Here is a 19,312-nt window from a genome sequence, read left to right as displayed (position 1 = left end):
GGGTGTCACAATCCACGCAAACGCGGGGTACGAGGCGGCTTGAGGATGAGGCTATTGGCGGTGAGAATCCCGCTGCTGACCAGGTTGAACGCACTGCCGTGCGAATTGCGGAACGCTGGCTTGAGGTTTTCCCTCCGCTTTGGAGATGCTGGGGAGATGAAACGCAGTTCGCTACCTTTCGTTCTTCGGATCGCGAGTATTCTGGTGCTCTCTGGCGGGGCGGGACGGGCGTTGCATGCGGATGCGGTGGAGGGAAAGTTTCCGCAGTTTTTCGTGCCGGGTCTTGAGCGAGAGATGAAGGCTTTAAACGCCATGCACCGGCTGCACTATCCCCCGGTGTGGCTGGACTACCCGAATGGCGATCCACAGGTTCCGCTCTGCACGTTGTGGGATGAATGGCTGACCGGGCCCTGCCTGTGGGCGGATACCGAGGAGCTGCGTGTGTGCAACAACCAGGTGACGATCTCCGAGCGGCTGCGAAGCTCGTTTCTCAACAAGATCATTGATCGTGAAGGCTATGTTGCCACGCACCAACACCCGGGCATCGGACATGTGCTGGGGTGGCCGTTTCCCTACTGGGTGAACAATGCAGGCGCGGCTGGCATCCATTTTTCCGACCGGGGAACGAAATCCGCCGTGCTGCAGAAGGGCGCTCCAGTGAGCAAGGACCTGAAGGGATGGGAGCTGCGCGGCGTCGAGTTCGTGAAGTTCGATTCCGAGGGCTGCCGACTGAAGGTCACGGCTGCGGACGCAAGCCTCGCTACGCCAGCGATGAACTTCGATGCGTTCCAGTCGCCTTTTGTCCAGTTGCGGTGGCATGCGGAGGGGCTTGGCGCCGCGCAGGCCTTTCTGGAATGGCAGCGCGAAGGCGATGACGGGTTCTCGACATCGCGTCGCATGCTGGTGCCGCCAGCCGATGTGAAGGAGGGCGAGGCGGATTGTGCGATGGTGCCGGTTTACCGGCATCCGGAGTGGACCGGAAAGATCGCCCGTCTTCGCCTGCGCCTGGCAAATGAATCGCCGCACGGCCAGTTGCTGCTCCAGGCGGTCTTTTCCCAGTACGACACGCGTCACAACATCAACAACTTCGATTTTATCCGCGGTGCGATCGACTACTTTCTCTGGACGGGCGATGTGGACTTTCTCGGTGGAAGCCTTTCGCGGCTTCGTCAGGCGCTCCGATTTGCACAGAGCGAGTTCAGGACGCATGAGAACAACTGCGTGCTCACCCCCTGGGTGGGGCACGACGGACGATCCGGGATCGAGCGCAATGCCGATGGCTCGGCGCGAATGATCCCGGGCAGGGGAATAGGGAACAACTACTGGGATCTACTGCCTTTCGGCCACAAGGACGCGTACGCCAGTATCCGATATTATGATACACTGCGGAAATTCGCCATGCTGGAGAGGGCGCTGGATCGCCATCCCGAGTGGGGGCTCGCAGCGGGTGGCGGACGATTTGATCCCGTGCAGCTTGAACGCCACGCGGCGGACGTGAAGGCGGAGGGCAATCGCGTTTTCTGGAACAGGGAAACCGGCCGGTTTGTCGCCGGGCCGGACATTCATGGCGTGCGCGCGGACTACGGCTTCACGTTTCTCAACACGGATGCGATCCACTATGGTTTCGCGACCGACGCCCATGCGGCGGAGATCATGGACTGGATCGAAGGAAAAAGGATTGTCCCGGGAGATACGTCGGTCGGGACCGGCATCTATCATTTCCGATTTGGACCGCGGAGCACGACCCGTCGCAACATCGACTATTACTTCTGGCGCTGGAACAAGGCGGACACGATTCCGTTTGGCGGACAGGTTCAGGATGGCGGCGCGGTGCTGGGGTGGTCGCTGATGGACCTGACATCACGCATCCGCGTTCGCGGTCCGGACAACGCCTGGTCACGCCTGCAGGACATCCTGCGCTGGTTCGAGGAGGTGCAGGCTGCCGGTGGATACCGCGAGTACTATCGCAGGCAGGGAGTGGGGCTTCAGGGTGATGGAACCGCCGGGGGGCTCGGGATGGACCGGGAGTTTTTCGAGTCGATGCTGGTTCCGCAGATGATGCTCACGGGGTTCGCGGGTTTCTCGCCGACAGCGGAAGGATGCCGCATCGAGCCGAAACTTCCGGCTGCGTTTCCGTCGCTCACCATCGATCGGATCCACATCAAGGGTTTGATCCTGTCACTTTCGATCGATCGAAATGAAATCATCCTCAAGCGCCTGTCGGGTACGAACTGGTTTCCCTTCACGATCGAGGCCCCGGGGTACGAGCCGGTGCCCGCTGTTGATTGGATGAAGACACACGAAGTAAGGATGGAGGCCATCACTTCAGGGAGCGGCGCATTGCGTTGAGCTTCCCCCAATCAAGGGCCCCAAGTCCATTGGCTGACGGGGCAATTGATGCGGCCAATTGATCGGGAGTTCCGTACGAGGAATGTTGTGGATCCTGAGTGAAGGGATGCTACTCAGATCGACAAATAGTTTTTCAATAGAATATAATTATGGATGCAAGTCGTTGTTGGACAGTAGCGTCGGAATAAATTACAAGAAGTAATAATGTCCTAAGTTATTTATTAATAGTATTTTAGGATGAGTTTGTACTTAAACCTGCTCAAATACTGTTGGGAAACTTACGTATTTTCGATACCGCGAGAGATTATTTCCCAAAGAGCCAGCAAATCATAAATCGGCTAAACAATTGATCATGACAGTTTTAAACTATATTAATAGGCTAGGGCGTCGACTTCTGTGAGAACGGTATGCGTATTGCTAGGCTCCGAGCATCCACTTCAACCCTTCAATTCAGTCATCATGAAATTCATTCCGCATTTGCTTGCATGCTCTCTCTTTTCCGCTTCCGCGGCGTTTGCGCTGACGCCCAACTACCAGACGTTTGGCGATCTTTCTGGTGCCACCTTCGGCGGTTCGGGCATTCCGACTGATCCGACGGCTTTCAGCGTGTTCAGTGACCAAGGGAGAACAGTGACTATTGGCTTGACCGCCCACCAGCGTTACAGCAACCCGGCGCTGACGAACGACGGGGCGGGCACCTTTTTTGCCACGCCTGGCACCAACAATGGAACGCCAAATCAGATTGGCACGACCGCCACATGGAACTTTGCGTACTATGTCAGCGTTTCCGGACCTGTGGGCAGCATTGTGACTTTGGCCAGCTATGACTTCAGACTTGATTACGAATTCAATCCAGCGTCCGGTTCGGCAAGTGGCTTTGGAACGCTGAACCTGAATACAATCGGCGGACTTGGCACTATTGTCCAAGGCTCGGAAAATCCGACATTTGGATATCTCGGCATGAATATCCCCTCCCTTGTTTCCGCTCCCGCGGATGTGTTTAATCCCAATGCGTTGGGTGAGTATAGTTTCCGTCTCCGGGTTTCACCCTCCGCACTTTCGCCAAATTCCCAGCTAAACAATTATGCAAGGGTGTCCAATGTGGGAGGCTAGGAATGTGCGTAGGAGCGGGCCAGGACAGGCAGGATCTGCGATAGAGGGGCGCTGGAGAACCAGTAGGAGCGAAGCCATCGGATGAGTTTTATACTGCATTGTAGAGGCTGGAATAGCTTGGTTAGCAGGGCTGAGACGGCGTACCCTTTTTTCCGGGCAACGGCAGTGTGTTCGGCGAGCCTTTTTTCACGACGTTGCAGGCCGGCTTCGTTGCGAATCCGATAGTCGTTTTCCAAGTGCACCTCAAACAGCTCGAGCAAGTTGTGAGCCAGGCAAAGGAACTTCGCTTGGATGGATTTCGCCGTATCGCTGGTTGCCCAAGCCTTGGACTCGTCGAACTTGTTTTTGAGCTGATCGAAGACCTTCTCGATGTTCCATCGCGCTTTATACAGCCAGGCAATGATGTCGGCGGGCAGGTGGAATGCGGTGGTGACGAACTCGTACACCGTTGCGCCCACCGGATCGCGATATCGAATCAGGCGGACCTCGGTGCCTTGGCCGCTCAAGCAGCGCTCGTCCGAGAGGATATTCGGGTCGATCGGGCGGTCCGGATCAGGAGCTACTTGAGACACCGTGGTGAAAGTCATGTTGTCCTTGGTTCTCGAGATGAAGTAGATGCCGCGGGTGGCTTTCCAGTTTTGCCAGAGCTCGAAGTCTATGCCAGCACGGTCCCACACCCAGATGACGCGCTGACGCTTCTTCGCACCCATTCGAAGCATGTCCGCGCCGAGCCGTTTGAGCACAGACATGTCGTGCTCCTTTTTGCCCTGAGTCAGATCAAGGTGATGCAGGGCGCGGGTGCGCAGGTTCAGAGCGTAAACATGGCCGACCGCCCAGCGCCGATCATCGATCTTCGCATCATGCGTGGCGGCACCGTGCCAATGACCATCGCCGGCGTACAGTTCGTGATTGGCGAGCTCTTCCGGCATCTCCGCCCGTGGCGCCATCGTTGCCGCAACCCGCTCGGTCACGTCGGAGAGCATCTGCAGGCGCCGCATGCTCTTGAGTTGCTCGAAAAAGCTGCTCCGCTGCGGGCACGATTCAATGTGCACGCCAATCTGCTGAAGGAATCCTCGACCACTGCGTGGATCGCAAATCACCCGGGTCGCGCCGAGTTCAAGAAACTCGGCGTCCGTGAACGCCCGGCAGTCCCGCTGATGCAGCGACGCAGCCAGGGCATTGCTCAAGGGCGCGAAAAACGTCTTCCTCAATACAGGATCAGAAATGTGCTCCATATGGGGCCCCAACCTGACCCTCAATGCATCTTCAAGCATAAGTTTAAACAATTTTCCGGGCGTCTTCCTGACCCTACAACAAGATTACCCACCACTACTCAATCCCCGATACAGGCCACTCTGAAGCCCTTTCCAATCGCGCATTGTCGCTCCGAAGTTTCGTTATTCCGCAATCGTTTTATAAAGTGGTTTGGACGCCCTTGCAATTATGTGAGCATGAATGTCGTCGTGGGCAACCCGACGACATCGGTGCCGGATGCGGGAGCGACAATTGTGCTGCTTGGAGTCGGCCTGCTTGGCATGGCAATCCTTCGCCGCAGAGTCTGACAAGATTGTCTGAGTTTGATTCGTCCAATGGCATCGCGTTGCCCAGCGCTTGACACCAGCCTGGGCGGCGGAGGCGAAGTCGCATTCACTTCCGCCTCGTTGGTGTCTGAGGCACACTCAGCATGCCGTTGATGCGGTGCCTGAGGCAGTCGAAGTGCCGGACGGACTGAAAGCACTGCAAGCCCGGGGTGGTACGACGGCCGTTTGAATGGGTTTTGATGATAGGCATGCAGAGGATTACCATTGACGAAAGATAGTAAGTACTTACTTACTATTTGAAAATGGAGAAAGGAGAGGCAATTAAATCCCGTCCGCGCCTTTCCGCGGAGGAGCGGCGCGCAGTTACGGTGGCGGCCGTGGTGGATCTGGCGGCGCGGCAGAACCCGAGCGACATCACGACAGCCGCGATTGCGGAGCGCATGGGGCTCACGCAGGGTGCGCTTTTCCGTCATTTCCCCACCAAGGATGACATCCTGAAGTCCGTGATGATCTGGGTGGGCGAGCGCATGCTGGCATGGGTCGATCGGGCGACAAAGGATGAAGCCTCCCCGGTCGCTTCACTTGAAGCCATCTTCAAGGCACACATTGATTTCGTGTCCAGACATCCCGGGGTTCCCAGGATGCTCTTCGGAGAACTTCAGCGCCCGGAGGACACCTTGCCCAAGCGCGCGGTGAGGCAGCTCGTCGGAAATTACTTCAAGCGCCTGCAGCGCCTTCTTGAGGCTGGCAAGGCAATGGGTGAATTGGATGCTGGTCTGGATGTGAATGCTGCCGCGGGTCAGTTCATCGGCATGATCCAGGGTTTAGTGATGCAGTCACTGTTGGCAGGAGACGTTGCGCAAATCCGGCGCGAGTCAGCAAAGGCATTTGCGATTTATCGTCGTGGCATAGAAAGCGCGTCATGAAATGGCCCCGCTTGCAACGTCGCACGGTCGTGCTGCTTGTTGTCCTTGCATCGCTTGCCGTGCTCTTTGCCTTTGTGGTCATTCGTTCCGGACCGTTGGCGCGAGTGGCTGTGACGGTTTCCAAGGTGGAGTCCAGGGCAGTCGTTCCCGCCATTTATGGCATGGGCACCGTGCAGGCCCGGCATCGATACAAGATCGGGCCGGTGCAGGCGGGACGGATCCTAAGGGTCACTGTCAATGTTGGTGACAGCGTAAGTGGAGGGCAGGTGCTGGGTGAGATGGACCCTGTGGATTTGGATGCTCGAATTCTGGGGCAGGAGGCTGCAATTCGAGGTGGCGAGGCGGTTCTCCGGCAGGCGGAGGCTCGACTGGCCTTTGCGCATGCTCAGGCGAGGCGATACGAGCAGTCGTTGGTGATTCGCGGCACGAGCGAGGAGTCCGTTTCGTCGAAACAGCAGGAAGAGGATGTGGCCGGCGCCGCCTTGCAGGCGGCCCATGACGCGATCGATCGCCTGCGAGCGGAACTCAAGGCACTGCATGCGCAGCGCAACAATCTAAGATTGGTGGCCCCCGGTGATGGCGGGCTGGTCGTTGCCCGTCACGCCGAACCGGGATCCACGGTGGTTGGAGGACAGGTGGTCATCGAATTGATCGACCCACGGAGCCTTTGGGTGGATGCCCGTTTTGACCAGATCAGTGCGGAAGGTCTGGCGGCCGGGCTGCCCGCCACCATTGTCCTGCGCTCGAGAAGGGATGCCCGCATTCGTGGACGCGTGCTTTGGGTTGAGCCCCAGGCTGATGTTGTGACGGAAGAAACGCTGGCGAAGATCGTGTTTGAATCAGAAGTTTCGCCAATACCTCCCGTGGGTGAATTGGTGGAGGCAACACTGATGCTTCCGGCGTTGCCGGAGTCCCCGGTAATTCCGAATGCTGCAATCCGGACATTCCATGGGAGACGCGGTGTCTGGGTTCTTACCGAGAAAGGCATCGAATTCAGACCGGTAATTACCGGCCGTGCGGACTTGGATGGCCGCGTACAGGTGATGCAAGGACTGACCATAGGGGATCAGGTTGTTGTGTACGGAGAGAAGGTGTTGACACCCCGAAGCAGGAGTCGCGTTGTCAAACGGCTGGTGGAGATGACGCCATGATCAGTCTCGCGGGACGCGATATTCTTCACTCGTGGGAGAAGTTCATCTTCACAGGGATTGGCCTTGGGCTCTTGATTGGCGTGACTCTGATCATGGCGGGCGTGTATCGGGGGATGGTCGATGATGCCAAGGGACTCTTGGAGAACAGTGGTGCTGATCTATGGGTTGTGCAGAAGGAAACCCTTGGACCCTATGCGGAGGCGTCCAGCATTCCTGATGACAGTTGGCGGAGCATTCGGGTGCTGCCTGGGGTTGCCCAGGCTGCCAACGTCACCTTTCAGACGATGCAGGTTGGCAAAGGTGATCGGGATGTCCGGGCGATGGTGGCGGGTATCGCCGCAGGAGAGCCCGGGCTTCCTGGATGGCCTCCTTATCTCGTTGCAGGCCGCCACCTGACCCGGGGACATTTCGAGGCCGTTGCCGACCTCGCAGCCGGATTCAAAATCGGCGACACCCTGAAAATCCGGCGCGATCATTACGTTGTCGTTGGTCTAACCCGGCGGGTTGTATCGTCCAATGGCGATCCGATGATCTTCATTCCGCTCAAGGACGCGCAGACAGCGCAGTTCCTCAAGGACAACGATGCGATCCTGATGCAACGGCGGCGGACTGCGGCGAATCCTGCCTTCAATCGAGAGGGTGCTCCGGGTTTGCTGGAGGCTGTTCTAGCATCACAAACCGGCAGCGGCTCGGTAAATGCGGTTTTGGTGCGCATTCAGGCCGGGTTCACCCCCGGAGAGGTTGCTGAAAACATCCGGCGCTGGAAGCGGCTCACTGTTTATGATCGTACGCAGATGGAGGGCATTCTTGTTGGAAAGCTCATCGCCACGTCCGCCAAACAGATCGGCATGTTTCTGGTGATACTTGCGATGGTGAGCGCGGCCATTGTCGCCTTCATCATTCATTCGCTGACCATGGACAAGATCCGCGAGATTGCGGTGCTGAAGCTCATAGGCACGCGCAATCGCACAATCGCGGGCATGATCATGCAGCAGTCCCTGGTGCTGGGAGTGATTGGATTCGTGGTTGGAAAGATCACCGCCACGTTCTCCGCGCCCTATTTTCCAAAATACATTCTGCTGGTTCCAGCCGATGCGATTGTTGGATTCCTTGCGGTGCTGGCCATCTGCACGGTGGCATCGCTGGTCGCGATTCGCAAGGCGCTCGAGGTCGATCCCGCCGTGGCGATAGGAGGTTGAGAATGAGTGACCGAGGAGTGAGAATCAGTGGTTTGAGCAAGCGCTACGGCAAAGGCGGGACAGCCGTGCTGGCGCTGAAGGATGCCAACATGCAGGTCCGTCCCGGGGAGGTTGTGGGTCTCATCGGGCCATCAGGCTCTGGGAAGAGCACCCTGCTGAAATGCCTGGGAGCGGTGATTGATCCGACCGGCGGACAAATGATGTTGGGCGGGAGGGAAATCTACAACAATGGATGGAAAGTGCGTGATCTCCGCGCGCTGAGGCGTGATCACATCGGGTTTGTTTTCCAGGCTCCCTATCTCATTCCGTTTCTTGATGCCACGGACAATGTGGCGTTGCTGCCGATGCTCGCAGGCGTGTCCAATGGGGAGGCGCGGGGGAGGGCCCATGCATTGTTCTCAGCGCTGGATATCGGGCATCGTGGTCGGGCCATGCCATCACAGCTATCGGGAGGCGAACAGCAAAGGGTTGCGATTGCCCGGGGGCTCGTCAATCGCCCTCCTGTGATTCTGGCGGACGAGCCGACGGCGCCGCTTGATTCCGTTCGGGCATTGGCGGTCATTCGAATCCTCAATGACCTGGCCAGGCGCTTTGAGACCGCCGTGATTGTCGTCACACACGACGAAAAGATCATCCCTACATTCAAGCGGATCTACCATATCCGTGATGGCGTGACGCACGAGGAGGCGGGGGAGGGTCGCAGCTTTGACTGACCACGGTGGTCAGTCGTCATGAAAGGAAACCGTTGGAGAATCCCAAAATCAAGAAGGAGCAAGCTCATGCATACAAAGAATACCACCGAAAGGTCACATGACCGTTTCCACCCCTTGTCGATCTGGATGCACTGGGGGATGCTGATCCTCATGGTCGCCGTATATGCGCTGATTGAGATGCGTGGAATCTATCCGAAGGGCAGCAGCGCGCGGGAGGCCATGAAGGACTGGCATTTCATGCTGGGGATGTTGGTGTTTGCGCTCGTTTTTGCGCGACTGCTCCTTCACTGGATTTTTCGCGCGCCTCCCATTGATCCGGCACCGCCGGCTTGGCAGGGGTTCCTTGCCAGGGCGATGCATCTTGCTCTGTACGCGTTTCTTGTCGCCATGCCTGTGCTCGGATGGCTCGCACTGAATGCCAAAGGCAGGAGTGTTCCGTTCTTCGGCATCCATTTGCCGACTCTCATCGGGCCCAACAAGGCGCTTGCCGATCGGTATGAGGATATTCACGAAATCATCGGCATTGTCGGCTACTATCTCATTGGGCTGCACGCCGCAGCGGCGCTTTTTCATCACTACCTGCTGCGCGACAACGCGCTTCGTCGCATGCTGCCATGGAGGCGCCGTGAATCGTCGTGCTAATGTCCGGGGATCGATCATGAGTTTGGTGAAGTCCTCGATCGTGCGGATGGGTGCGCGCCGTCACCTTGCAGCGAGACACGCGCCATGAATGCGGGCGTGGTTTCATTGGTGATTCTGAGCGCGAGCGTCTCGCTCCTCGCAGGTTGTGCGAGCGGACCGGACTTTGTAAGACCGGCTCCGATCAGCGAGGTGACCTACACGGCGGTGCCGATGTCCGGGCAGGTTGGGACGGATGCGATCGGGAAGGGAGGAGTCCAGCAATTCCATCTTGGAGAGGTGGTCGACGCACGTTGGTGGCGGAGGCTGGGATCTTCGAGACTTGATGCCTATATTGAGGGTGCGTTTCTTGCCAGTCCGACGCTTGCGGCAGCCGCAGCGACCCTACGGCAGGCGGAAGAAATCCGGATGGCGCAAGCAGCGGTGAGGACCTATCCGGGCATCCATGCGGGTGTGTCGGCGCAGCGGCAGCGCATGAATCCGGGCATGCTGGGAATTGCAGGAAACCCGCGTGAATTCAGTCTGTATACGGCGGGCTTGGAAATACGCCATCGCCTGGATCTTTCCGGCGGAACCCGGAGAACACTTGAGGCGTTGACCGCTCGTGTGGACCATCGATACCATGAAATGGAAAACGCGCGTCTGCGGCTGGCGGCCGGCATCACACTGACTGCGATCAGGCGGGCGAGTTTGGCGGATCAGAGCAGGGCGACCCTGGCGATACTGGACGTGCAGATCGAGCAGGAGAAACTTGTCGGAGGGCAAGTCCTCATTGGACTGGCATCGGAGGAGGAGATGCTGGCCCTCCGGGTGCGGACGGAGCAGACGCGGGCCACACTGCACCAGCTTCAACGTCAGATCGAACAGGAGGATCACACCCTTGCGATGCTGGCGGGACGAGCGCCGGGGAGCGCGGCGGTTCCGGCTTTCAATCTGGGCGAGTTTTTGCTGCCGGGCGATCTGCCCGTGGTGTTGCCTTCCGCGCTGGCCCGCCATCGGCCTGACATACAGGCGGCGGAAGCGCTTCTTCATGCAGCCAATGCCGAGTATGGGGTGGCCATCTCGAAGCTCTATCCGCAGGTCAACCTCAGTGCGACGCTCGGTTCACAGGGGATGAATATGGACTCCCTTTTTGGGGGAGGCGCTGCGATCTGGAGCGTGATAGGACAACTGACTCAGCCATTGCTCAATCCCGGCCTTCCGGCAGAGAGGCGTGCATCGCTGGCGGCGCTTGAGGCGGCTTCAATGAACTACCAGGCGGTTGTTCTCGACGCACTTCGCGAGGTGGCAGATGCCATGCGCGCCGCACATCATGATGCGGAGATTCTGACATCGTTTGAAGAAGCGAGTGGTGCCGCATCCAGGGCCCTTGAACTGGTTGAACGGCAGCATGCGATAGGGACAGCCAGCCATCCGCGTGTGCTTGCGGCGAAGGAGCACGCCCTGCAGCAGGAAGGCCTGGTGACCGCCGCGCGGGCACAGCGTCTTGCTGACACGGTCGTGCTTTTTCAGGTGCTGGGGGGGGGATACGGCGATTCGCGTGAGATTTGATGCCAAACAGGCCGGGCCACACCCCGCGAAGGCGGAAGTGCCGAGCCTCTATGCCTTTTTTCGCCCCAACAGGAAGTAGAGGATGGAGCCAAGGAACGGGACCAGGATGATCACGATGATCCAGATGATCTTGTTTGGGTTGCTGCTTCGGATGCAGTCGACGAGCGCAACGATCCAGAGGATGAGGCAGAGAACACTGATGAGGTAGCTGATATTCATCGTCGCCAGACTGGGCCGAGGCCGAGGCGGTTGCGATCAAAGAATTGGCGAATGCAATCACGATTCGAGCAATGCGGAGGGGTGCAGGCTGATTTTGACATTTAATGAAATATGGCTGCGTTTCGCGAATGACTTCCATGCCATCCAAGTCTGAATTGACGTCCCTGCCGACGACGAACGGGGATACCACTGCACTCAGGCCCGTCCCTCGAAGGGAGGGCTTTGAACTGGGCTTCGACAGTTTTGTCGAAACGAGTTTTGACCCGGCCAAACGTGCGCGCATGAGCGAGGCTGAGCGCCTGAGCGATCTGCTCGAGGAGATAGCGCTGGCCGATCAGGTGGGGCTCGATATTTTCGGGCTGGGGGAGCATCACCGGAAGGAATACTTGTCGTCGGCTCCTGCGGTGATTCTTGCGGCGGCGGCGGCGCGAACCCGGATGATCCGGCTCGCCAGCGCGGTCACGGTTCTGAGTTCCGACGATCCCGTGCGGGTGTTTCAGGACTTTGCCACCCTCGACCTGATCTCGCATGGGCGGGCGGAAATGATTGTCGGGCGCGGGTCATTCATCGAGTCGTTTCCCCTGTTCGGTTACGACCTCGAGAACTATGACACATTGTTCAGCGAGAAACTGGATCTGCTCCTCAGGCTCCGCGCGGAGACCGAAATCACGTGGAAAGGAAGGCATCGGGCAAGTTTGAACGGGCAGGGTGTGTACCCGCGGCCAATGCAGAATCCGATCCCTGTTCGAATCGCGGTCGGCGGCACACCGCAGTCGGTTGTGCGCGCGGCGAAGCTGGGTCTGCCGCTGGTTCTGGCCATCATAGGCGGCGAACCTCATCGCTTCCGACCGTTGCTCGACCTTTATCGTGAGCACTGGATTCGCGCGGGACATTCGCCTGACAAGATTTCGATTGGCATACACTCCCCGGGGTTCATCGGCGACACCACGGCAGGCGCCGCGGAGACACTTTATCCGGCGTATTCCGATGCATTCTCCGCCATCGGCATCGAGCGGGGCTGGGGACCCGTGACGCGCGCGCAGTACGATGCGCTGCGTTCGCGCGACGGAGCGCTGGTCGTCGGTGACCCCGGATGGGTGGCCGAAAAAATAATCCGCGAAAACGAGGTGCTGGGCGGCATCAATCGTTTCACCCTCCTGCTGAGCGGCGGACCAATTCCCCATCGTGACGTGATGCGGGCGATTGAGCTGTTCGGCACCAAGGTAGCTCCTGTCGTGCGTGAGGCGATTGGTGCCTCACGAAAGACACCCGCTCCGGCATAGACGGGACCGTCGTCAATGGCGCACCGCAGTCACCGCGTGCTCAGGCGGAGTACACGCCGCCGTTGATGTCGATGGTTGCGCCGGTGATGAAGCCGTCGTACTCGCCCGCGAGAAAGAGCGCGGCGCGGGCGACGTCGTCGGGATTTCCGGCTCTCGCGAGCGGGATCGAGGCGATGGTTGCGTTGGCGGAATCCTGCGAGGTGTGTGTCGCGTGAAAGGTGGTTCCAAGGATGAGTCCCGGCGCGAGGGCATTCACCCTGACGCCGTCGGGTCCGAGTTCGTTCGCGAGGGCGCGGGTGAAGGTGAGGATCGCTCCCTTTGAGGTCGAGTAGGCGAGCGAACCGGAATGTCCGCCCTTGCGGCCGGCGAGCGAGGCGAGGTTGACGATGGCGGCGCCAGGGTTCGTTTTTGCGGCGGCGATGAGATGCGGCGCTGCTGCGCGCGTGACGCGTCGCAGGCTGCCGAGATTGAGTTCCATGACTTCATCCCAGAACTCGTCCGTGCCATCGGCGAGCGACCGCCGCGCGATGAGGGATCCCGCGTTGTTGATGAGGATGTCGAGCCCGCCGAGAAAGGAGACCGCCGCAGCGACAATCGCCTCGCAGCCGGTCGCAGTTGTCAGGTCTGCGGCAGCCGCTCCCGCACTCCGGCCGAGCGTGCGCGCTTCATTGACGAAATGTTCAGCCTCGCAGGCGCTGCGGTGATAGTGGACGAATACGTCACAGCCCGCGCGCGAGAGATGCTGACTGATGGCCAGGCCGATGCCCTGCGCACCTGCGGTGACCAGGGCCCGTTTCTTGTGCAGTTTGTTCATGGAGCAAAGGGGCGCACATCGCCCCCTTTGCCCTTCACTTTTCCCCGGTGTCAGGTGGAGTCAAACCGAGCCTTCGGAAGCGGTGCCGAAGGATTTCACGCAGCTTCTCCCTCTTCTCGGCGGGCAGGCTCGCACCGATTCTTCGAACCGTTGAGCGCACTTCGGCGGCGGCGTCGATGCCCGAGCGCCGACGAATGTCCTTGAGTTGCACCCCCATTCTCTCGAGCTCATGGCGAACCTCCGCATCCTCTTCAGGAGTCAGGTTGAGCGCATGCACAAGATCATCGCCAATGCGATTGCCGGCCCGCTCGAAAAGACCGGCCGCTGAACCCGGATTCCGCAGGTTGTGCCTGATGCGTTGAAGTCCGAGCCAGGTTGTCAGCAGGCCGCCGACTGCGACGCCGAGAATAAAGATGGCGATGGCAACAACCCAGGCCCGTCCGCGGCTCGCATTCATGATGCGGCCTCCACATCGACGGTGAGCAATTCCGCCCATGAGAGAGTTGGCAGAGCGTCGGCCAACTGCCAGGTTGTGAAGAGCGTCAGCCCGATCGCCGTGCAGAGGCAGAACGCGACGGTGCTCCGTGCGCCAAAGAGGGCGGCGAAGTCGCCGGCCCAGGAAGTTGACGCCGGGCTTTTGATGAGGGCGGAACGGACCGCCCGCAGCACGGGATCCAGGTTCAGAGACGGAGGCTGATCATTGCGCGCGTTGGCGATGAGATCATCCCAGTGCTGTCCGTGGGATGAATTGGGTTCGGATTTCATGATTTGTTGTTGAAGAGGAGGAGATCGCGAAGCCGGCGGCGCGCCCGCCACGCGCGGAGCTTTGTTGCAGTATGTGTCCAGCCGAACTGGCGCGCGATTTCGTTGAGATCCCATCCCTGGAGATGATGCAGGATGAGGACGGCGCGGTCGTCCGCTGGCAGGCGTTCAAGGAGTTGCTTGACTTCATTCGCCGCCGCTCTTGCAGCGGGATCGGAGCCGGGATCCGGCGCCTCGGGGGCTGGAGGGCGGCCACCGCCATCGGCGGCGGTGTCATGGTTCGGTTCAACCATCCAGCGACGCCGGACGGCATGGCGCCGGCAGTAGTCGCGTCCGGTATTTGCCGCGATGCGCAGGATCCAGTGCGAGATTGGCTGTTCCGAGCGCCAGCGGGGGAGTCCCCTGACCATGCGGAGGAAGGTGTCCTGAACCAGGTCCTCGAGATCCGAAGGCGTGCGCACGAACTTCCACAGGAGACGGGTGACGGCGGGAGAGTGTCGACGAACGAGAAGGTCCATTGCGGAGCGATCTCCAGACCGGGCGCGCCTGGCGATGGAGACGTCCGATTCCTCGGCTTCCCGGTTTGAAGCACCTTCGAGTTCATGGTCCGCGTCCTTGTGTCCCGCGCTCAAGTGGAGACGAACGTGCGCACGTTTTCAGGAAATGGCAGCACCTGAATCAAGGCTTTGGCGATTCTGAGGATGAGGGTGTCTGTGATGGTGCATGGCGCGTGGAGTGTTCATCCGGTACAACGCATGGCCGTGGTTTTGGTTTCTGAAATTGTCGGTGTGCTACATTTTCGGTGCGAGCGATGGGGGCTGTGCGCATCCAGCGCCAATGACGGGAAATATTGCATGGGTGTGACGCTCACTTGACTCGCGGCGTCGTGTCGCGCTCTTTCGACCGACTGCCTCCAGCGGGTGCACCCGTGCGGGCACCTTTCATGAGATATTTTCATCTAGTGTTCTGTTGCTGGAAATGACTAGACTTAAAGTCGTTATCGTTCAACCTGCAAGCATGAGCGGAAACCGACGATTCTGACGGTCACGGCAGACCAACGTAGCGTTTTGAGCGCTGGGTGGGCGCGCACGGTACGCCCCAGCAGGTGGTGGCGCTGCGGATCATTTGCGCAAGGCCGAAGGGCTGGACGATGCCACCGATTGGTGGAGGGCTGGAGGTGAACCAGCACCTGCCGTGGCGCCAGCGCTTTGTCCGCAGGTCCGCAAGGATTGTGGGACGTGGCGGAGATGGCCGCGGGCGCAAGCCGCGCCGAGGCGCTGGCGGTCGCGATCGTCGAAGCGACGCTGCTCAATGAAAGCGCGCCGGGGCGGACGCACTGAGCGCGCGAACCCTCGGCGAAGGCGCAGGGCGTGCATGCGAGCACAGTCGCGCGTATCTGGCGGAGCACGGTTGTGAAGCCGCACCGACAGGAGACGTTCAAACTCCGCGATCCACAGTTTGTGCCCAAACTGCTCGATGTGAGTGGGCGTTTACCTCAACCCACCGCAAAACGCGGTGGTGCTCTGCGTGGACGAAGAAAGCCAGATTCAGGCGCTGGATCGCACACAACCAGGCCTGCCGCTGAAGCGCGGTCGCTGCGGCACCGGACGCACGACTACGTGCGCCATGGCACGACCACGCTGTTGCTTCATTAGAACGTGGCCGCCAGCAAGAATCCAGCGGCCACTGCTTCCCGCGCCACCGGCACATCGAGTTCTCGGTTCGCGACAAATCGACGCGGGAATATGCCGAGACGGACGAGCTCCATCTTATCGTCGACAATTACGGCACCTACGAACCACGAGCGGGTGCAGCGCTGGCTCGCCCGGCGTCCACGCTTCAAACTGCACTTCATTCCCACCAGTTCGAGCTGGCTCAATCTGGTGGAGCGCTGGTTTGCCGAACTCACCGGCAAGGCGGTGCGTCGCGGCAGCTTCTCCAGTGTTCCCGATCTGATCAACTCGATCACCCGCTTCATCGAGCAATGGAACCAGGAGCCCACGCCATTTGTTTGGACCGCCAAGGCGGAGGACATCCTTGCCAGGATCGAACGCTGTCGTCGCCGGCTCGAGGCCATCCAGCCCGGTTGCACCCGGCGAAAGCCGCGCAAGAAGGCCGCATGATATATGTATAGTCATTTCCGCGACAGAACACTAGCGATCGCTGCGTTTTGTGCGGCGAGCATGGCATCGGGACAAACGCGGGTTCCCTGGACGACGTCCAAGGTCGATGGCACGCCGGAGAGGCCGAAGCCTTTTGTGCAGGAGCAGATTCTCCGGCATCTCAAGTTTTCGGAGGCGCTGGAACTGTCGACGGTTCACGGCACCGGCCATCTGCTGCTTCTCGAACGCACCGGGCACATCTATTCGTTCAATCCGAGGTCGGATACCGAGCCAGCGAATGAGGTTCTCGATCTCCGAAAGGGAAAGCCGGACTTCGACAATGCCTTTGGAATCGCGCTGCATCCGAAGTACCGCGAGAACCGGGAAATTTTTGTCTGCTATGCGTTGAAGCCTGGGCGGAAGGACGGCACCAAGCTGTCGCGTTTCAAGCTTAGTTCGCTGGATCCCCTGAAGGCGGATCCAACGAGCGAAGAGGTGGTGCTCACGTGGCTGTCAGGCGAACACAATGGCGCGAACATACAGTTTGGCCCTGACGGCTATCTCTATGTGTCGGCCGGGGATGGCGGCCCTCCAGCGCCGCCGGACATCCTGCTCACCGGTCAGGACACCCGCGACTTCCTGTCCTCCATTCTGCGCATCGATGTCGACCATCGGGATCCTCCGCTGGCCTACCGCATTCCGCCGGACAACCCCTGGGTCGTGCCTCCTGCGGCGGCTCCTGGCACGCGGCCGGAAATCTGGGCGTTCGGCCTTCGCAATCCCTTCAAGATGAGCTTCGACCCGGCGACCGGCAACCTCTGGTGCGGCGACGTCGGATGGGAGATCTGGGAGATGATTCATCTCATCAAGAAGGGCGGCAACTATGGGTGGAGCGCGTACGAGGCGAGCCAGCCCATTGCTGTGGAGCGCGCGAGCCCTCTGGCGCCCATAACGCCGCCGATCGTGGCGCATCCGCATTCGGAGGCGGCTTCGATAACAGGCGGGTATGTCTATCACGGAAGTGAGTTTCCGGAGCTGCAGGGAGCCTACATCTACGGAGACTGGGCGACGGGCAAGATATGGGCCCTGTGGTATGATGGAACGAAGATCACGCGGCACGAGGAGATCGCCGACACGCCGCAGATGATCATCACGTTTGGCCAGGCGGATGACGGGGAGCTGTACTATCTCGACTGGTCCTCGCAGACGACGATCCACCGCCTTCGCCGCAATCCGCGCAGCGCGTCGCCCTCGGCCTTTCCCAGAAAGCTCAGTGAGACCGGCATCTTTGCCGATCTGAGGACGCTGAAGCCATCGCCCGGCGTGTATCCTTTTTCCATTGCGCAACCGATGTGGGAGGATGGCGCGGAGGTGCTGAGCCGTCTGATCGGCCTGCGCGACCGCACGAAGCTGACGACAACGACGTACCTGAAATTTGATTTCCGCACGGGTGGAAAGACCATGGACTACCAGACAAAGTGGCCTGCGGGATCGGTGCTCGCGCGCACGATCGCGCTGGGCGACATGGCGTTGACGGACGAGGAGCGCACGCGTCCCGTTGAAACGCAGGTCCTGCATTTCGACGGAGAGGCATGGAACGGCTATTCCTATCGATGGAACGAGGCGGGAACGGATGCCGATCTGGTCCCGGCGGAAGGTGCAGAACGGGTCTTCAAGACAAGGCCGGACAAACAGGCTGTCTCCCGCGAGCCGCGCGAATACCGCTGGCGATATTTCAGCCGTTCCGACTGCCTGCGCTGCCACAATACATGGAACAACGGCGCGCTGGCCTTCACGCCGCCCCAGCTTGAAGGCGTGCCAGGACCGCAGTCGGGCGAACTAGTTTCCCTCGGATTGATCGACTCCGACTATCTTGAATCGACGCGGGCGAAGCTTGAGCCGCGGAATTCGGCGATCAGTAGTGCGGCGCGGTCGGTGCTCCACACAAACTGTGCGCACTGCCATCGCAATGACGCCGGAGGCGCCGCGTTTGTGTTCATGAACACCGAGCTCCTGACGGTGCAGATGAACGCCGTCGGCGTCGCCCCGACCCAGGGAGGCCTGGGTCTAAAGGACGCCAAACTGATCAATCCGGGCGATCCCTGGAACTCGGTCATCTGTGTGCGCATGGCGAAAGCGGGTGCGGGTCACATGCCGGTGGTCGGGGCAAGGAACACGGATGTCGACGGACTGCGCGCGGTGGAGGACTGGATCGCCCGCATGAGCGGCGGTGGAGCCGGAGACGCGAAACCCTGGACGGAGACTGCGTGGTCCACGGAGCTGATCGCCGAGTCGCTGAAGACCGTGGGCGGTGCCATGCGGCTCCGCCGCGCCATTGACGATGGCAGGCTGTCGGAATCGCTGCGTCAGCATGCCTTCACAACCGCCTGGGCGTCACCGGATCCGACGGTGCGCGACATCTACGAGCGCTTCAAGCCGGACGCGCTGCGTGAGCGGACCCTTGGCACCCAGGTGGATGTCGCGGCCCTGCTGGCCATGAAGGGAGACGCCGCGCGCGGGCAAAAGCTGCTTTCGGATCTCGGAAAGTTGAGCGGCTGCCGCGCCTGTCATTTCATCAAGGGCGAGGGCCGGCATATCGGGCCGGATTTGTCGAGGATCGGTTCGACGCAGACGTCCGCGCAGATTCTGGACAGCATTCTGAATCCCTCGAAACAGATGGCGCAGGAGTTCCGTCCGCTTCAGGTGCAGATGAAGGATGGAACCACGCAGGTGGGCTTCGCGCTCAGGCGGAGCCCGACCTCGCTTGTTTTTCGCGTCGTGAGCGGGGAAACGCTCACACTCCAGTTGTCGGAGGTGGCCGCGGAAAAGCCGCTGCCCATTTCGCTCATGCCCGAAGGGCAGATCGCGGGTCTGACCGCCGGTGAGGCTGCCGATCTCCTTGCCTACCTATCCAGCCTGAAATAACTGCAGCCTCGGAGCGGCGCCTGCA

General features: G+C 59.9%; 18 protein-coding genes. 12 read left to right on the top strand and 6 right to left on the bottom strand.

Annotation, left to right across the window (positions count from 1 at the left end):
- Positions 1–156: 156 nt before the first annotated feature.
- Both HS122_02715 and HS122_02710 read left to right on the top strand, forming a co-directional pair.
- Entirely contained in the window at positions 157–2,349 is a 2,193-nt protein-coding gene (locus HS122_02715; GenBank protein MBE7537312.1) for a hypothetical protein, read from the top strand.
- A 459-nt stretch (positions 2,350–2,808) separates the two neighbouring features.
- On the top strand, positions 2,809–3,462 hold the full coding sequence (locus HS122_02710) for a hypothetical protein (GenBank protein ID MBE7537311.1): 654 nt from the start codon (positions 2,809–2,811) through the stop codon (positions 3,460–3,462).
- Here the strand turns inward: HS122_02710 and HS122_02705 are convergent.
- Positions 3,459–4,649, bottom strand: a complete 1,191-nt coding sequence (locus tag HS122_02705; protein MBE7537310.1) for a transposase — start codon at positions 4,647–4,649, stop codon at positions 3,459–3,461. The genes HS122_02710 and HS122_02705 overlap by 4 nt on opposite strands.
- Positions 4,650–4,913: 264 nt before the next feature.
- On the opposite strand from HS122_02705, the gene HS122_02700 reads away from it, so the two are divergent.
- The 7 genes from HS122_02700 to HS122_02670 all read left to right on the top strand — a co-directional run bounded on the left by HS122_02700 (position 4,914) and on the right by HS122_02670 (position 11,182).
- The gene (locus tag HS122_02700; protein ID MBE7537309.1) at positions 4,914–5,024 is read left to right on the top strand and encodes a VPDSG-CTERM sorting domain-containing protein; all 111 of its coding nucleotides are present in this window, start codon (positions 4,914–4,916) and stop codon (positions 5,022–5,024) included.
- 281 nt (positions 5,025–5,305) lie between these two features.
- On the top strand, positions 5,306–5,929 hold the full coding sequence (locus HS122_02695) for a TetR/AcrR family transcriptional regulator (GenBank protein ID MBE7537308.1): 624 nt from the start codon (positions 5,306–5,308) through the stop codon (positions 5,927–5,929).
- Positions 5,926–7,080 carry an efflux RND transporter periplasmic adaptor subunit gene (locus tag HS122_02690; protein ID MBE7537307.1) on the top strand — a complete coding sequence of 385 codons (1,155 nt, stop codon included), beginning with the start codon at positions 5,926–5,928 and terminating at the stop codon, positions 7,078–7,080. Before HS122_02695 ends, HS122_02690 begins: the two co-directional genes overlap by 4 nt.
- Entirely contained in the window at positions 7,077–8,279 is a 1,203-nt protein-coding gene (locus HS122_02685) for an ABC transporter permease (GenBank protein MBE7537306.1), read from the top strand. Before HS122_02690 ends, HS122_02685 begins: the two co-directional genes overlap by 4 nt.
- A gap of 2 nt (positions 8,280–8,281) precedes the next feature.
- Positions 8,282–8,992 carry an ABC transporter ATP-binding protein gene (locus HS122_02680; protein MBE7537305.1) on the top strand — a complete coding sequence of 237 codons (711 nt, stop codon included), beginning with the start codon at positions 8,282–8,284 and terminating at the stop codon, positions 8,990–8,992.
- Positions 8,993–9,058: 66 nt separating this feature from the next.
- The gene (locus tag HS122_02675) at positions 9,059–9,634 is read left to right on the top strand and encodes a cytochrome b (protein MBE7537304.1); all 576 of its coding nucleotides are present in this window, start codon (positions 9,059–9,061) and stop codon (positions 9,632–9,634) included.
- An 84-nt stretch (positions 9,635–9,718) separates the two neighbouring features.
- Positions 9,719–11,182, top strand: a complete 1,464-nt coding sequence (locus HS122_02670) for an efflux transporter outer membrane subunit (protein MBE7537303.1) — start codon at positions 9,719–9,721, stop codon at positions 11,180–11,182.
- Positions 11,183–11,230: 48 nt separating this feature from the next.
- On the opposite strand, the gene HS122_02665 is transcribed toward HS122_02670, so the two are convergent.
- Positions 11,231–11,401, bottom strand: coding sequence for a PLDc N-terminal domain-containing protein (locus HS122_02665; GenBank protein ID MBE7537302.1), 171 nt, complete (start codon positions 11,399–11,401; stop codon positions 11,231–11,233).
- 137 nt (positions 11,402–11,538) lie between these two features.
- Here HS122_02665 and HS122_02660 point away from each other — a divergent pair, with 137 nt between their 5' ends.
- Positions 11,539–12,684 carry an LLM class flavin-dependent oxidoreductase gene (locus HS122_02660; GenBank protein ID MBE7537301.1) on the top strand — a complete coding sequence of 382 codons (1,146 nt, stop codon included), beginning with the start codon at positions 11,539–11,541 and terminating at the stop codon, positions 12,682–12,684.
- Between the two features lie 40 nt (positions 12,685–12,724).
- Here HS122_02660 and HS122_02655 read toward each other — a convergent pair whose 3' ends face one another.
- Genes HS122_02655 through HS122_02640 form a run of 4 tightly spaced genes read right to left on the bottom strand, consistent with a single transcriptional unit; the run spans position 12,725 to position 14,892 of the window.
- Complete coding sequence (locus HS122_02655) at positions 12,725–13,498, bottom strand: SDR family oxidoreductase (protein MBE7537300.1); 774 nt, start codon at positions 13,496–13,498, stop codon at positions 12,725–12,727.
- Positions 13,499–13,532: 34 nt separating this feature from the next.
- Positions 13,533–13,955 (bottom strand): hypothetical protein, encoded by a 423-nt coding sequence (locus HS122_02650; protein ID MBE7537299.1) that lies wholly within the window; start codon positions 13,953–13,955, stop codon positions 13,533–13,535.
- A complete protein-coding gene (locus tag HS122_02645) occupies positions 13,952–14,263 on the bottom strand; it encodes a hypothetical protein (protein MBE7537298.1) in 312 nt (103 codons plus the stop codon). The genes HS122_02650 and HS122_02645 overlap by 4 nt, the downstream gene beginning before the upstream one ends.
- On the bottom strand, positions 14,260–14,892 hold the full coding sequence (locus tag HS122_02640) for an RNA polymerase sigma factor (protein MBE7537297.1): 633 nt from the start codon (positions 14,890–14,892) through the stop codon (positions 14,260–14,262). Before HS122_02640 ends, HS122_02645 begins: the two co-directional genes overlap by 4 nt.
- 1,176 nt (positions 14,893–16,068) lie before the next feature.
- Between HS122_02640 and HS122_02635 the strand changes: the two genes are divergently transcribed.
- Both HS122_02635 and HS122_02630 read left to right on the top strand, forming a co-directional pair.
- Complete coding sequence (locus tag HS122_02635; GenBank protein ID MBE7537296.1) at positions 16,069–16,383, top strand: transposase; 315 nt, start codon at positions 16,069–16,071, stop codon at positions 16,381–16,383.
- 60 nt (positions 16,384–16,443) lie between these two features.
- Positions 16,444–19,287, top strand: coding sequence for a PQQ-dependent sugar dehydrogenase (locus HS122_02630; GenBank protein MBE7537295.1), 2,844 nt, complete (start codon positions 16,444–16,446; stop codon positions 19,285–19,287).
- Positions 19,288–19,312 lie beyond the last annotated feature (25 nt).

Source organism: Opitutaceae bacterium, assembly GCA_015075305.1.
Lineage (GTDB): Bacteria > Verrucomicrobiota > Verrucomicrobiia > Opitutales > Opitutaceae > UBA6669.
This window is presented reverse-complemented; position numbering and strand designations above follow the sequence as displayed.